Annotated in this window: 14 protein-coding genes; 3 read left to right on the forward strand and 11 right to left on the reverse strand. The window is 41.7% G+C overall.

Annotated elements, in window-relative coordinates; all coding sequences use genetic code 11:
* The first annotated feature begins 148 nt into the window (after window positions 1–148).
* Both ATG71_RS16280 and ATG71_RS16285 read left to right on the forward strand, forming a co-directional pair.
* On the forward strand, window positions 149–1,588 hold the full coding sequence (locus ATG71_RS16280; protein WP_098440537.1) for an MDR family MFS transporter: 1,440 nt from the start codon (window positions 149–151) through the stop codon (window positions 1,586–1,588).
* A gap of 152 nt (window positions 1,589–1,740) precedes the next feature.
* Window positions 1,741–2,235 carry a DinB family protein gene (locus ATG71_RS16285; RefSeq protein ID WP_098440540.1) on the forward strand — a complete coding sequence of 165 codons (495 nt, stop codon included), beginning with the start codon at window positions 1,741–1,743 and terminating at the stop codon, window positions 2,233–2,235.
* 58 nt (window positions 2,236–2,293) lie between these two features.
* Here ATG71_RS16285 and ATG71_RS16290 read toward each other — a convergent pair whose 3' ends face one another.
* From ATG71_RS16290 to ATG71_RS16325, 8 genes are all read right to left on the reverse strand, one after another.
* Window positions 2,294–3,088 (reverse strand): ABC transporter permease subunit, encoded by a 795-nt coding sequence (locus tag ATG71_RS16290; RefSeq protein ID WP_098440543.1) that lies wholly within the window; start codon window positions 3,086–3,088, stop codon window positions 2,294–2,296.
* Window positions 3,089–3,102: 14 nt separating this feature from the next.
* Window positions 3,103–3,894, reverse strand: coding sequence for an ABC transporter permease subunit (locus ATG71_RS16295; protein ID WP_098440546.1), 792 nt, complete (start codon window positions 3,892–3,894; stop codon window positions 3,103–3,105).
* A gap of 6 nt (window positions 3,895–3,900) precedes the next feature.
* Window positions 3,901–4,785 (reverse strand): ABC transporter ATP-binding protein, encoded by an 885-nt coding sequence (locus ATG71_RS16300; protein WP_098440548.1) that lies wholly within the window; start codon window positions 4,783–4,785, stop codon window positions 3,901–3,903.
* 23 nt (window positions 4,786–4,808) lie between these two features.
* Window positions 4,809–5,429, reverse strand: a complete 621-nt coding sequence (locus ATG71_RS16305; protein WP_098440551.1) for a TetR/AcrR family transcriptional regulator — start codon at window positions 5,427–5,429, stop codon at window positions 4,809–4,811.
* 221 nt (window positions 5,430–5,650) lie between these two features.
* A complete protein-coding gene (gene crcB, locus ATG71_RS16310) occupies window positions 5,651–6,010 on the reverse strand; it encodes a fluoride efflux transporter CrcB (protein WP_098440552.1) in 360 nt (119 codons plus the stop codon).
* Between the two features lie 2 nt (window positions 6,011–6,012).
* The gene (gene crcB, locus ATG71_RS16315) at window positions 6,013–6,411 is read right to left on the reverse strand and encodes a fluoride efflux transporter CrcB (protein WP_098440553.1); all 399 of its coding nucleotides are present in this window, start codon (window positions 6,409–6,411) and stop codon (window positions 6,013–6,015) included.
* Window positions 6,412–6,562: 151 nt separating this feature from the next.
* Window positions 6,563–7,921, reverse strand: a complete 1,359-nt coding sequence (gene mgtE, locus ATG71_RS16320) for a magnesium transporter (RefSeq protein ID WP_098440554.1) — start codon at window positions 7,919–7,921, stop codon at window positions 6,563–6,565.
* A 124-nt stretch (window positions 7,922–8,045) separates the two neighbouring features.
* Complete coding sequence (locus ATG71_RS16325) at window positions 8,046–11,201, reverse strand: DEAD/DEAH box helicase (RefSeq protein ID WP_353616287.1); 3,156 nt, start codon at window positions 11,199–11,201, stop codon at window positions 8,046–8,048.
* Window positions 11,202–11,747: 546 nt separating this feature from the next.
* Between ATG71_RS16325 and ATG71_RS16330 the strand changes: the two genes are divergently transcribed.
* The gene (locus ATG71_RS16330) at window positions 11,748–12,365 is read left to right on the forward strand and encodes an acetate uptake transporter (RefSeq protein ID WP_098440557.1); all 618 of its coding nucleotides are present in this window, start codon (window positions 11,748–11,750) and stop codon (window positions 12,363–12,365) included.
* A gap of 82 nt (window positions 12,366–12,447) precedes the next feature.
* Here the strand turns inward: ATG71_RS16330 and ATG71_RS16335 are convergent, their stop codons facing one another.
* From ATG71_RS16335 to ATG71_RS16345, 3 genes are all read right to left on the reverse strand, one after another.
* A complete protein-coding gene (locus ATG71_RS16335; protein WP_098440559.1) occupies window positions 12,448–13,362 on the reverse strand; it encodes a ferritin family protein in 915 nt (304 codons plus the stop codon).
* A 71-nt stretch (window positions 13,363–13,433) separates the two neighbouring features.
* The gene (locus ATG71_RS16340; RefSeq protein WP_098440561.1) at window positions 13,434–13,649 is read right to left on the reverse strand and encodes a pentapeptide repeat-containing protein; all 216 of its coding nucleotides are present in this window, start codon (window positions 13,647–13,649) and stop codon (window positions 13,434–13,436) included.
* A gap of 14 nt (window positions 13,650–13,663) precedes the next feature.
* Window positions 13,664–14,668, reverse strand: a complete 1,005-nt coding sequence (locus ATG71_RS16345; protein WP_098440563.1) for a serine hydrolase domain-containing protein — start codon at window positions 14,666–14,668, stop codon at window positions 13,664–13,666.
* Window positions 14,669–14,748 lie beyond the last annotated feature (80 nt).

The following is a 14,748-nucleotide window of genomic DNA, read 5'->3' on the forward strand; positions in this document are numbered from 1 at the left end:
TTTTAGAATGATAGAAAAAACGGCTTATGTACTATTTATTAATTGATGCGTGACTTTTATTTTGAATCAACCTTTCCCCTTGAGATATTTCCCACTATCAAGCATTATAGATAAGTGTTAGATTTTATACTTTTTTTGGAGGAACAACATGACAAATAAACTAAATTCAAAAGCAATCCTCATAACCTTCATGATCGGTGCTTTTTTTGCCATTTTAAATGAAACGTTATTAAATATCGCCCTTACTGAATTAATGGCCGTGTTTGACGTAGACGCCCCAACCGTCCAATGGCTTGCGACAGGATTTATGCTGGTGATGGGGGTATTAATGCCCATCTCTGCCCTATTGATTCAGTGGTTCACAACCAGACAGATGTTCATCGGTGTCATGAGTGTGTTTCTACTTGGCACAGTCATCGCAGCCTGCTCCATTAGTTTCCCCATGCTCCTTATAGGAAGAATGATTCAGGCTGTTGGAACAGGTTTATTGATTCCGGTCATTATGAACGCCCTGCTGTTGATTTACCGTCCTGAAGTCCGGGGGAAAATAATGGGCACCTTTGGCTTGGTGATCATGTTCGCTCCAGCCATAGGACCGACTCTGTCTGGAGTGATCGTCGATTTCCTTGGCTGGAGATGGTTGTTCATCACCGTCATCCCATTCGCCGTATTTTCAATACTGTTTGCACTGAAATACTTACAGAATGTCGGCGAAATTTCCCGTCCCGCTGTCGATGTATTTTCAATCATCCTTTCATCCATAGGGATTGGAGGGATCGTATACGGCTTTAGTGCAGCAGGCGAAGAAGAAGCTGGATTTACTTCTGTCAAAATCATTGCCATCATAGCTGTATCATTGATCAGTATCACCCTCTTTGTCCTTCGACAATTGAAGCTTGACGAACCGCTCCTTGATGTAAGGGTATTCCGGTACAAGAGCTATACGAGAGGCGTGACCATCTTCGTCATCGTCATCATGGCCATGTTCGCATCAGAAATTGTGATGCCTATGTACCTACAGGGTCCTCTCGGGTTTTCTGCAAAAGCAGCTGGATTATTGCTGCTTCCCGGGGCCCTCCTGAATGGCCTGATGTCTCCTACCATGGGTTCCCTATTCGACAAATACGGCCCAAGGAAACTCATCATACCAGGTACCCTCACATTGGTGGGAGTCATGGTATTCTTTAGCGGCATCAATCCGGCTACACCTATCTGGCTATTTGTACTGGTCTACATGATTCTCATGTTGTCGATATCCGCTATCATGATGCCTTCTCAAACCAATGGATTGAATGAACTCCCTAAGCACTTATATCCACACGGAACCGCCATTGCCAACACCTTGCAGCCGGTTGCCGGTGCACTTGGGGTTTCCATCTTTGTCAGTATCATGACCCAAAGTCAGAAAGGATACATCGAAGAGCAATCAGGGACGGTCAATGAAGGTATCCTGCACAGTGCCATGACCTATGGGGTCCATCATGCCTATTGGTTTGCACTTGCCCTGGCCGCAATCGCATTCTTGATTTCACTGTTTATCCGCAAAGCGATTGCACCGGATTTTGACGAAGTGAAATCAGAAGCTTAATAGTTCGAATACCCACCAAAGGGGAAGCCTGGTACACAGTCGGGCTCCCCCTTTCTTATCCCTACTAATTAAACATGTAAAGTACTATTACTGTACGTAACCCCTCTCCAAGAGTAAAATGAGCTTGAAAGAAAGTATGAGGAGGATCTGGCATGGAGAAAGAAATAAAGATCATTGAAGATATTCGTTCTGAATTATTACATAGTGTGAATGACCTAACGGTCGAGGAATGTAACAAAGAATTAGAAGAAGGTCGCTGGACGATCATGCAGGTACTGGATCATCTTTATTTAATGGAGAGATCCCTTACCAAAACGATTCAGTTGACCCTTGAAAAAGGCGAAGAACAGCAAGTGGAGTCGAAGCCGATTCACTATACGGTAAATCGATCCACCAAGGTAGATGCCCCTCCTTTTGTGGTCCCTTCAGAAGAAAAGCAGACTCTTCAACAAATGAAGCAAAAACTGGAAGCGTCAAGAAAAGAGCTTCTCCATTTCATTGGAACAACAAACAAGAAAGATTTACAGAAAAAAGCGTATCCTCACCCCATTTTCGGACATATCCGTTTAGATGAGTGGGTACCGTTTATTGGTTATCATGAGAAGAGACACTTAGAACAGATTGAAGAGTTGAAATCAAAATTATAGACCTGTATGAAAGGATCTGTTTCTATTTGAAACAGATCCTTATTTATAAGAGCCATCTCTACATTTTCAGATCTCGTTTATCAAAAAATATAAATGTCACAAAGCTCAATATTACGATCATCACGAATGATATCCCTACATAAGCAGATCCCAATCCTCCCCCATACATCACATTTTCAGCTTCAAAGTACTTAAAGGGTGTGAGATATTTCAAAGCCTCAATTTTTCCGTTCAAGTCAATGGCGAATGACAGAATGAATGTCAGTAATAATACACCAGTTGCTACTGCAGCTGATTTTCCAGGCTTTTTACTATAAGCTGCCACGGCCGTTCCAATCAATAAAAAGAGTACCTGTAAAATAAACATTCCGGCTACCGTTACTCCAATATTAAAAGCGACCGGAACAACACTATAGTGGCCTACAATCATTAAAGAGAAAATCCACGTGACGAAAGCGAGTGTCACGGTTTGTGTCAAGGCAGCTGCCAGCTTAATCCCTACGATTTTCTTCCTTGTAAGGGGTTTGACAAATAGAAATTCGGCGGTTTTATCCCTTTCTTCCTTGGAAATGATGGTGGCACCTGTCAAAGCTGCATGGATGGTTGCAAGCAGTACGATATACAGAAAGAGCACTCCATAATATCCACTTGCTGTCCCCATATCAAGACTACCGATTCCAAGAATGGCTTGCATGGACTTAGGAAGCCCCCCCACCAACTCGTTCATGGATTGCCCTGACGACGAGAAGCCTGCATACTTCCCCATCCCGGATCCAATCAGTGCCATCATTCCGATGCACCAGATGATAAGGGATTTACGATGAGCTTTCATTTCTCTTACATATACATTCATGACGTCCCCTCCTTTTATACCGTATGAATGTCTTTTTTATTATAAATGATGAAGCTTAAGACCATGGCCACAGCAATAAGTGTGATTCCTGCCACCAGGAATGACCATTCATATGCAGCGTGATTCATTATATAGGTGTAGTCAAAGTATTTAAACGGTGTGAAATAACGTCCTGCTTCTTCCGTTGCAGCCACCATCCCAATCATGAAGAAGGCGAATACGATACCAAGTGAGAGCGTAAGGACTGATTTCACCCTTGACCATACGACAGCAATGATCATTCCTAAGGCAAACATGATGAATTGGGTGATTAAGAGAGTAGTTGAAATCAATAGGAATATAGTCAGCTTGAACGATTCCATCTTTACCAGATTGGCCACAATGATCGCTGAAATTACGTAGACAACATTCGTTATGAAGAGAGAAACAAGAGCTGCCAGTACTTTCGAGAAAAGAATCTTTGTCCGTGTAACAGGCTTTGTTAGAAGAAAGTCCGCCGTCTTTTCCCTGATTTCTTTCGAAGTGATCGAAATGGCCAGATTCATTGCCTGTATGCTACCGCATAATGTGATATAAAGAAAGAAATACGAATAATAACCATTTAGGGATCCTATGCTATCAATCTGAATTCCCAATGCTTTCCGAATCCCCTCCGGAAACCCCTCCAAAAGCTTTTTGAATTCGTCGATTTCTTTAGAAATGGAAGGAAACAAGGACATGAACAGAATCATCAATGACGTAAGGGCCAAAGTCCATATAATAGTCGACTTTCGATAAGACTTTAGCTCATAAAGAAAGATATTCATAAAGCATCAAGCCTCCTTTTCATAATAGTGCATAAAGATTTCTTCTAAATCAGGCTCCTCGATCCATAGATTCGATATCTCGATATCAGCAATTTTCTTCATGACCTTGTTGATATCCCCCCTGAACAGGAAGCTGACTTGGCGGTCTTTTATTTCCAGGTTGCTTACGCCATCCACCTCAAAGTAAGAAGGTTCGACATCCCCTTTCGTCTCTATTTTGAATTTTTTATGATTATTTTCTTTTAAAGTACTGATTTTCTCAACTTGAACGATCCTTCCTTCTTTGATGATTGCCACCCGATCACACATTCTCTGAACTTCACTCAATATATGTGATGAAAATAAGATAGTCGCTCCTCTCTTATTTTCAGCTTGTAGCAATTCAAAGAATTTCTGCTGCATGAGGGGATCCAATCCTGAAGTAGGTTCATCCAATATAATCAGCTTAGGTTCATGAAGCAAACCCTGGATGATTCCAACCTTCTTCTTATTACCAAGGGAAAGATCATCAATCTTCTTCGTTAAGTCCAGATTTAACATATCGGCCAATTCTTTGATTCTTTTTGTACAATCCTTTTTATAAAAGCTGGCAGAATACTTAAGAAGATCTATCACTTTCATATTGTCATAATAAAATACTTCAGAAGGCAGGTATCCCACTTCCTTTGCAATTTCAGGGGCAGATTCAATACAGTCCATACCGAAGATCGTCGCCTTGCCTCCGGACGGATGGATCAATGAAAGAAGAGTCCGGATGGTCGTTGATTTCCCAGCACCATTTGGTCCGATGAACCCAAAGATCTCCCCTTCTTCTACATGGAAACTGATGTCGCTGATCCCCCTGAATTTCCCATAGTTTTTAGTCAATGAATGAATCTCAATCACGTTCATTAGATGGTCCTCCCCTTTTCATTCTATTTGTAAAACGAAATCTTCAACAATTCGATATAGGCATCGATTTCCGCCAGCACCTCTTCTTGATTGATTTCATCTACCGATAGTAATTTTGCTTTCTGCTGTTGTTGATTGGCCATTCCTTCGAATGTCCAATAAATAACCTGGATCGATTTATTTATGTCGATCCCTTCTTTGAATTTGGAAGTATCGACATTGGAGAATAAAGTGGCAAAGCTACTCTCCACCATCCTCGTTTTATACTTCTCAATATCGTCTTTTACTTCAGGAGCTTCTTCTGAGAAGGCGCTGGTAAGGAAATTGATCAGATCAGGATAGACAGAAAATAATTCGAATTTGATCATTGCCACTGAGCGGATCGTAACGAAAATATCAAGCTCATTCCAGTCAAGTCTTTCATATATTTTTTCTGTAAATAAATCCGATAGATGTTCATAAAGAGAAATATACAGTTCCTTTTTGCTATTAAAATAATGAAACAGAATCCCCTTGGAAATCTTCGCTTCCTTTACGATGGCATTTGTCGATGCTTTTTCATAACCATTTTCTGCGAAAACCCGGGTTGCGGCTCTAATGATTCGATCTTCTTTCTCCGGATCGATGTTCAACGACTTAAACAAACTTGTTTGACCTCCTTTTAATGGATAAGCATTTGACCACCGTGGTCAATTTCATTTTAATCTTTTTGACCAGCGTGGTCAACATTATTTTCAAATAATGGCTGACTCCACTAATTTTCTTCTTTTTACACTAAACCTTATGTATTTTGGATTAAAATAAGCTCAGGGGGACCCTGAGCTTATTTATGAGATATATTCCCCTATGCATTACCGTCTCTTCTTTACACTCTGCCTAAAGCCATCCCCCAAAAAGCGAATAAAATACCAATTGTGTAGGTTAGCAGGAGATAAGTAATCAGGGACTTCCATTTTTTATCGGCATGAAAATGAATATTTTCCAATTTGAACGTGGAAAAAGTCGTAAAGGATCCAAGAAAACCAGTACCAAGGAGAAGAATGCCTGCTTCTGAAATTCCTGAGCCGATTACATACCCAAGAAGAAATGATCCTACCAGATTGACGAATAAGGTTGCATATGGAAAATCAGAGTGATAATATTTCTTGAACAAACGGCTGATTCCAAAGCGGGACATGGCGCCAAAGAACCCTCCTATTGCGACCATCATACCATGGACTATCATCTTTAGACCCCCTTTCGCTCATACAGTTTGTATTGTTGCTTTCCAATCTTAAAACCTGCCCATGACATCATTAGGCCACCGAGCACACTTCCTACTACATAAATAAGCGCTGTAAACAGGTGTGAATGGGTCACAAGGTTGACGGTTTCGACACTGAATGTGGAAAAGGTGGTGAAAGATCCAATCATCCCTGTCCCAATGGCTGTGGCTGCCATTGAATGAATCTTCTTCCTACGAAATACGTACATTGTGACATATCCCAATATGAAGCTTCCAATCATATTGGCTAGAAACGTTCCTAAAGGAAATGTATAATCCCACCATCCACCGGCAACTATCCCAAGATAATAGCGCAGCAGTGCACCCACCATACCAGCTGCTCCAACTAATATATAGATCATTTTTTTCACCTCTGACAAACTATTTCATTTATGAAAGAGACTCCTACCGATACTCATGTATCGGTAGGAGTCTCTTCCTTTTTAGTAATAATGCTAACTCCCTTGACGTTCACTGACTATTCTACCACAGGAAATATGGGTGCCAATCCCTTTACATCAATTTCGAAATAAACATGGTGGCAATTCCAAAATAAATGAGAAGGGAAAGGATATCATTGATCGTTGTGATCAAGGGGCCGGAAGCAACGGCCGGATCTACGTTAAACTTGTACAGAATGAGGGGGATGATAGTTCCTGCCAAAGTCCCGATGATTAACGTAATCAGTAAGGAGCTTCCCACCACGAGGCCAAGGACAATATTCCCCTGCCATACAAAGGCGATCAGGGCAATCATGACGGCACATGTCACACCGATGATGATGCCTACCCATAATTCCCGGAAGACAAGCTTAATGACCTGTTTTACATCCAAATCATTCGAGACAAGGCCCCTGACGACGACGGCCAATGATTGGGTACCCGTGTTCCCGGTCATCCCCGCAATCATCGGCATAAAGAATGCAAGCGCCACAACCTGTTCCAGAGTGGCTGAAAATTTGTCTATGATACTTCCCGATACAAGTCCGATGAATAGTAGTAAAATAAGCCACGGCAACCGGCGATAGGCTGCTACAAATGGTTTGGTTGTAAAGTCGATGGATTTACCTGATGCAGATAACTTCTCGATATCCTCATTGGCTTCTTGAATGACAACATCAATGATGTCGTCCACAGTGATGACCCCAACCAGCCTTCCGTCTTCTTCAATAACCGGAAGTGTGATGAAATCATAACGGCTGATCAATTTGGCCACTTCTTCCTGATCCGTATGGACATCCACTTTTACCACACGGCTGTACATGATATCTTCAATTTTATCGAATAGCTCTCCAAGTAATAAATCCTTGTAGGAAATGACCCCTATCAATTTCTTCTCTTCGTCGATAACATAGAGATAGTTCAAATATTCGGCGAGTTCTGCAAAATGTTTCAGTTTATCAACCGCTTCACGGACCGTATAATGTTTAGGTATCCAGACATAACGGTTGTTCATGATCCGGCCGGCTGTCTCCGGTTGGTAGGTCATGAGATTTTGAACCACCTGAGACTCTGCCTGATTCATCTCTGATAGCAATTCCTCTATCTTCTCGGGCTCTAAGTCCGTCAGTAATGTGGCAAGGTTGTCATTTTCCATCAAGTCGAGGACCTTCGTTGATTTCTCTATCCCGAGCTTTTCCAGAACGAGCAACTGGTCTTCTCTTTCGATCTCCTGAATGAATTCCGTTAGTTCTTCAAGAGGTAAATACAGAAGAAATTTATTTCGGTGCTTGGGCGGGATATGTAAATATTGTTGAGCGATATCGTATGGCTGTAGCTCTTCGATAATATCTAAAAAAATGTTTTTCTTCCCATCTTTCAAGCTTTGGATGATGGCAAGGCTGATTTCATTTTCCGTCATGGCTAATGTCATAGAGCGTGCTCCTTATAATGCGTTTCTTTGTATGATGACATGAGGGGATACCAAGAAGGGTACTCATCACCCTACTAGTATCTCCTGAATCCTGTGTTCATGCCAATTTCTATTCAGCTGTTTATTAATCTAAAGATAAGATTTCTTTTAATTCCTCTTCGGTTAATGCTTGTACAATCTTTTCATCGGGGTCCATGATATCCCGGATCAGGTTCCGCTTTTTGTCTTGAAGTTCGTTCATCTTTTCTTCAATCGTGCCTTTGGCAATCAGCTTCATTACTTTCACTTTATTTTCCTGGCCCATCCGATGTGCCCGGTCCGCTGCTTGTTCCTCTACTGCAGGGTTCCACCAAGTATCAAATAGAATGACCGTATCGGCACCCGTTAAATTAAGTCCTGTCCCCCCTGCCTTGAGGGAGATGAGAAATAGATTGCGTTCCCCTTCATTGAATCGACTGCACATCTTTACCCTCTCCTCTGAGGGAGTGGTTCCATTCAGGTAAAAGTAGGATTGTCCTTTGATCGCCAGCTCTCTCCCGATCATTTCAAGCATTTTCGTGAATTGGGAAAAGACCAGGACCCTTCTCCCTGACAACCTGGCCTCATCCAACAACTCCATCAGCTCGATGAATTTTGCTGATGAGCCCTGATAACCATTCACAAATAAGCCGGGATGGCAGCAGATTTGTCTTAGACGGGTCAATCCGGCGAGAATTTTAATTTTGTTTTTCCTCAGCGTGTTCTTATCCAAATGCTTCATCGTATCGTGCTTAAGCTTGGCGAGGTAAGCTGCATACAATTCTTTCTGCTGGGGCAGGAGCTCTGAAAAATGGGTGATTTCTTCTTTTCCGGGAAGTTCAGCCAACACGTCTTTTTTCATTCTGCGAAGAACGAATGGCCTGATTCTTTTCGCTATATCTTTTCTGGTTAAACGGCTGTAATCTTTTAGCCCTTTGAATAATCCGGGAAATACCACGTGAAAGATGGACCACAATTCTTCAAGTGAATTCTCTACAGGTGTCCCGGTCAAGGCGAAGCGATTATTCGCTTTTATCTTCTTGACACTTCTTGCCGTTTGGGTGAGTGGATTTTTGAAAGCCTGTGCCTCATCAAAAAAGACCGTATGGAATTTCTGTCGTTCATACCATTTACAGTCGCTTCTCAGTAAAGGATAGGATGTGATGATTACATCCGCATCCCTCATACCTTTCTGTTTCTTCTTTCGTACAGCCTGGTTACCGTCAATGATAAGGACATTGACGTCGGGGGCAAATTTCACACATTCGCTTTTCCAATTATATGTAAGGGCAGAGGGACATACAATCAGGACAGGAAGTTTCTTTAGCCTGATTTCTTCAAGTTCCGATACGATAAACGTAATGCTCTGAACCGTTTTCCCTAGCCCCATATCATCAGCGAGGATCCCTCCCAAACCATAATGGGAGAGAGTCTTCAGCCAGCGAAAGCCTGTCTTCTGGTAGTTTCTCAACCGCTCCTTTAATAGAGAAGGCACCGAGATTTCCCGGCTGTCAGGATTCATAAGATGCCCGAAAAATTCATGGAAGGAATGTTCAAAAGTAAATGAATTCCCCCCATTAACTGTATCCAGCAGGTGTAGGCTTTGATGCAAAGGTAGTTCGAGCCCCTTCACGAAATCATTCTTCTCTGCATGAGAAGTATGCATGAAGCGCTGAATATCTTGAAATTCCTTTGATTCCAGTGATAAGAGTGAACCGTTTTGCATCCTGTAATACTTCCGTTTTTCTTCCAGTGCCCTGAGGATCTCCATGACCTGTCTATCGGGGATGCCATCCATTTCAAAAGTGAATTCCAACCAGTTCATTCGTTCCTTTTTTACTTTTACCCTTATTTTTGGATGATGATTTCCTCTGGATATCCTGTTTCTTACGGCGGTTGTGGCATAAATTTGAACATCCTTTTGAAGCTTTGTCACTCCATAGGTTAAAAACTCATATTCCAAATCTTCATTGTGTAAGTAGTAACCTCCTTCTGTTTTCCCGAAAGAAAACTCGTCCATCCATTCCAGAATCGTATTTTCTTTCTCTACATTTCGTATGAGTAGGGAACCTGATGGCGCTTCCCGGTTTTCAAGAGGATGAATAACGATTTGATCATAATGGAATTCAAGTCCGGCTAACAGTCGGTTCTTTACCCGATCGAGATAAAGCTTCGCAACAAGTGGTGCCGTATCCAGTCTTTCGGCAATCTCTTCTGATATTTGTACCCCCCCTAATTTCTTCAATCCAACAGCCACTTTTTCAAGGAAAAAGCCGATCTGCTCCGGTGAAATCGGGATGAAATGTGCCCCTGAATGATCTAACAGTCTCTTTAATTCAGTAAGTCTTTTCCCATCCATGCTGTCAAGCTGTGTAAAAACACCATCATGAATGACGGTTTGATATTCATCCATGACCGTCATATTATCCAGTCCGGAGATGTATAACCTGTAACCGCCAGCTTCGGCATACTTAAAGTGGAAATGTATTGGAAGAGGCAGTTCCCCATGCCTAAAACCTTCATGGACTCTTGCATTATGGTGCACTTTAACGTCTTTAGCATGTGTAAGTAATGGAACAAGGTTCTCCCATGACGCTGGAGGTATAATCAAATAGTCATTATCGTTTTTTTCCATTACTGAACCCTTTGACACCTTCACAAGATATTGAATGACAGCTGCCGTCTCAGTTTCAAAATAATGAAACTCAGGATTGAATATGAACGATTTTGAAACATGAAAGGGTTTCCCTTCATTTATATAGTCCAAAAAAGTTTGAATCGACTTTACCATATTTCCATCTATCGTCCATTCAATTCCAAGCATGTCCTCCCCATTTTGGATAGACATGGGTTTAATCAGAAATTCACATGGCACAATCTGTCTGTTTTCAAAATGTCGAAGCTTAGCGGGGGAACGGAAGGTTTCCTCCTGAAACAATGTGAAAAATTCCTCTGTCACGTCTTCTTCTTTCTTATTCGTTTTTCGCTCTTCACTCTCAAGTTTCAAAAGCACAGCAGCAATATGCTGACAATCCTTATTAAATGAAGCAAGCTTCGGGCAGCTGCAATTGGCTTCGATTTCACCTTTATCGTCCTCTTGAATGGTAACGTGAAATTCTTCTTCCCCCATCACAGTCCCTCGACAATACTGTCTCGAATATTCGTCTAATGTCACCTTATTGGAGCGGTAATACGCCTCTCCCCTTTTGAAGGAAACGGTACCGCAGCGTTCTTTTATAAGTTTTTGATGTATAGCCTTCAAGGATCTGATTCCTTCCATGAATATGTATAGTAATGACCGATCAATTTTTTCGGGTTGAACATTCTAATGATAACAACAATTTTCGGATTTAGAAACATCCTGATGGGATTAGTATTTTCATAGAAACGTATAATGAAGGTTAAAGCGACATAGAATATAAGGGAAACAGAAAAAAATCCGCACTATGAGGCCAGTCATAGTCCGGAAAATGTGCATGTCTTTTTCTACTTATCGATGTGGTTCAGTAACGAAATGAAGAAGCTACCGGCTTGAAAAATGAGCATGAAAATGAAATATTCTTCCATTCTTGTCACCTCCTGTTAGGGAAGATATTTGTCCCCACTTGATATCTATGTAAGATTGACTCAGTTCATGCGTTATTTTGTTATGAATTGGATATTCAGGAAGGGGAAAACAAAAACCCGGATGATCATTCAATGATTATCCGGGTTTTTGTATGAAAGTTTCGCTTACATGATATTTTCTATTGCATACCCACACTTTTTTATGTAAATTAGTCAAGTATGTTTAATAGGAGGTATCATCATGAATCACACACAAACCACTCAACGGGTTCAGATCACGACAGCTGATCCATCTGCCCTTGGACTTTTCGGACTGGCCATGGTCACCCTTGTAGCTTCTTCTGCAAAACTCGGATGGACTGACGGCGTATCTTTCGTCCTGCCTTGGGCGATTTTCCTCGGAGGCATTGCTCAATTGATGGCAAGCTTTGGAGATGCAAAGCACAATAATACATTTGGTATGACCGCATTCGGAGCGTTCGGATTATTCTGGCTGGGGGTCGGGACGTCCTGGTTGATTTCATTCGGGGTATTCGGAGAAGCCGCTGCTGCTGCCATTGATCCAAGTCAGCTCGGCATTGCATATATCGGCTATCTGATATTCAGTATCTTCATGACTGTTGGTGCCATGGAGACTCATAAGGTCTTATTCATCATTTTTGTCCTGATCGATTTCTTATTTATCGGCCTTTCCCTGTCTACATTGGGAATCGCTCCTGAGGCAACGCATAAATTAGCAGCAATCTCCGAACTGTTCATTGCCCTTTTCAGCTTTTACGGTTCAGCTGCAAGTGTATTGAATACCCACTTCGGGAAAGAAACGCTTCCTGTTGGAAAGCCATTCGGGATTTTTAAATAAGCACAAAGAAGAGATAGATGAGTGACTCATCTATCCCCTTCTATTTCACTATGGGGACAGAATATCAAGTATCGTGGTCCTGTTATCTTGCTAATCCTCTCTCAAATGCAGCTAAATGATTCTGTGAAGCATTTCTCAATTGTGTGAAGACGACCCTCACATCCTGAGGCAGATCAAATGTCAAGAACCGATCATACATAGCGATATTATCAATCTCCCCTTGAACCCCTGCTGCATAGGCACTTTTTAGTGAATCCGGTGTGGTTGTGTACAATTGGGATTGATCTTCAGGAAGCGGCAATCCGTAGCGTTGGAACAAAGTCTGCAATGCGGTAATATGGCGCAACTCTGCTTCTTTGACCTGTAAAAAAGTGCGGACATTCCCGAAATTCTCTAAGATCCGATTGTATCGTGCCTGGGCAAGGTATTCATCCTGCATGGCATAATTGAGCATCTGGGGAACTGAAAGGAGAGAGGCAGCAAGTGCTCCTTTTGCCCCGTAGTCCACTTGTCTTGATGCTCGCCTGCTTCCTTTACTCTGCATGGCATAATATAAAAACCATACGGCGTGATTCTGTTCATCAAAAGCTGCACGACGAAACGTCTCTTTAATAAAGGGATCCTGTACCCCATCTGAAACGCTATGATAAAAATCCACCGTATCCTGCTCATCCCGAAAAGAAAAATCCAATCCCTTTTTATACGAGTTAGGACACCCCTCCTGTAATTGAGGACTCGCCTCCATCCCTGTCAAATTTCTATAGATATCAGTGAATGACTTCAAATGCCTTTTTTCGTCCTTGCGAATTTCAAGGATCCGTTGTCTTTCATCCTCTGTAGGGGCCATTTTCGCAAGCTTTTCATAACAAATAATGGCGCTATATTCACCATTAATGGCTTTTTGGAGATGTGACTCCAACCATTGATTCCCTGGTGTCCGGGAATAGCCATCAAGATAAAAAGGTTTAAATTGACGGTAAAATTGATATGGGTTCATTCTGAGTAACACCTCTTTTATTCAGTCAATACCTATGATATGACTGAATGAGTAATGGGTGTCTGTGTATTTTAATCTTTCCTTTTACCCTGTAATGATTCGTATGCTTCCATAAGATCTTCCACTGATATACCATTGATCTTCATACCGGTTACATCACTGCTTGAAATTTCAGCATGGTTCAAATTGCAGTTATCAAACTTACACCCATGAAAGTCGCAGCGTTCGAACCTGATAAGGATGAAAGCATCTTCAATATTAGCCTTTTCTATTTTAACAGTGCCCATTGTGGCTCTCCTTTTTATCTATTGAAATAGCTTTCTATCAATTTCATAACTGTGAAAGCACCTGAACTCCCGTTTGAGAGAATGACTGTCTTGATATTCTCTTCTGGATAATAGGCAGAATGAAAATTTACCCCTGGGTCATAACCCATCACGTGATGCTTATGAGGTAGATTCAACCACATTCCATACCCATAGTTCACCCCTTCTTTGACTCTAACATGGGGTTCTGAAATAAGCCTTGTACTCTCTTCATCAAGGAGCTTATTTTTTAAAAGAGCCTCCCAGAATGAAAGCATATCAGGACCCGAGACATATGCCCCTCCGTCCGCCCCACCCTGTATGGGAATGGAATACATATTGGTTCTCCATGAGCGGCCAGGCTCATCAATGTACCCGTAAGCCGTATTCTCAGGTAATCGATCCAGACGAAAATACCCAGATGTGTTCATATTCGCCGGTTCAAAGATATGTTTATTGATGTACTCTTGCACGGTCATTCCTGAAAGCTTCTCGATCATCAATCCCAGAATGATGTATCCGGCATTGTTATAATGAAACCTTTCACCCGGAGAAAATTTCATATGGCCATTTTGAAAGAGGGGCAGAAAATCTTCCCCTTTTCTCATTAAGTATGTTGGCGTTTGCTTCCACAACTCTTCAAAATCATCCATCACTTCCTCATCAAAATAATCAGGAATTCCAGAGGTATGGGTAAGTAAATGATGGATGGTCACTCTCTCATCAAAATGTGGGAATGTGCCTTCAAAATATTCTTTTATGGGCGAATGGTATGAAATTTCTCCCTTTTCTATAAGTTGACAGATGGCTACAGCAGTAAACAATTTACACCCCGATGCAATTCCAAATCGTGTATGTATAGTATTCTTTCTTCCTTCGCTGCGATCGGCAAATCCAAATGCCGATTCTAAGAGACTCTCACTGTCCCGCTTTACCAAAACCGTTCCAGAAAAATGCTCCGTTTCTGCATGTTCTTTTATCATGTTATGTAGTTCATTCATCGTAAACACCCATTCTATTATCGTCTATGTGGAAAATTATAACATAAATGATTGGCCATGAAGAGTCCCCTCATGACTCC

Source organism: Bacillus sp. es.034, assembly GCF_002563655.1.
Lineage (GTDB): Bacteria > Bacillota > Bacilli > Bacillales > Bacillaceae_B > Rossellomorea.

Excerpts from the sequence above, each read along its gene's own strand:
- ATG71_RS16280 (WP_098440537.1), top strand. The coding sequence starts at position 149 with ATGACAAATAAACTAAATTCAAAAGCAATCCTCATAACCTTCATGATC.
- ATG71_RS16285 (WP_098440540.1), top strand. The coding sequence starts at position 1,741 with ATGGAGAAAGAAATAAAGATCATTGAAGATATTCGTTCTGAATTATTA.
- ATG71_RS16290 (WP_098440543.1), bottom strand. The coding sequence starts at position 3,088 with ATGAATGTATATGTAAGAGAAATGAAAGCTCATCGTAAATCCCTTATC.
- ATG71_RS16295 (WP_098440546.1), bottom strand. The coding sequence starts at position 3,894 with ATGAATATCTTTCTTTATGAGCTAAAGTCTTATCGAAAGTCGACTATT.
- ATG71_RS16300 (WP_098440548.1), bottom strand. The coding sequence starts at position 4,785 with ATGAACGTGATTGAGATTCATTCATTGACTAAAAACTATGGGAAATTC.
- crcB (WP_098440552.1), bottom strand. The coding sequence starts at position 6,010 with ATGATAGTCCATGGTATGATGGTCGCAATAGGAGGGTTCTTTGGCGCC.
- crcB (WP_098440553.1), bottom strand. The coding sequence starts at position 6,411 with ATGATCTATATATTAGTTGGAGCAGCTGGTATGGTGGGTGCACTGCTG.
- mgtE (WP_098440554.1), bottom strand. The coding sequence starts at position 7,921 with ATGACATTAGCCATGACGGAAAATGAAATCAGCCTTGCCATCATCCAA.
- ATG71_RS16330 (WP_098440557.1), top strand. The coding sequence starts at position 11,748 with ATGAATCACACACAAACCACTCAACGGGTTCAGATCACGACAGCTGAT.
- ATG71_RS16335 (WP_098440559.1), bottom strand. The coding sequence starts at position 13,362 with ATGAACCCATATCAATTTTACCGTCAATTTAAACCTTTTTATCTTGAT.
- ATG71_RS16340 (WP_098440561.1), bottom strand. The coding sequence starts at position 13,649 with ATGGGCACTGTTAAAATAGAAAAGGCTAATATTGAAGATGCTTTCATC.
- ATG71_RS16345 (WP_098440563.1), bottom strand. The coding sequence starts at position 14,668 with ATGAATGAACTACATAACATGATAAAAGAACATGCAGAAACGGAGCAT.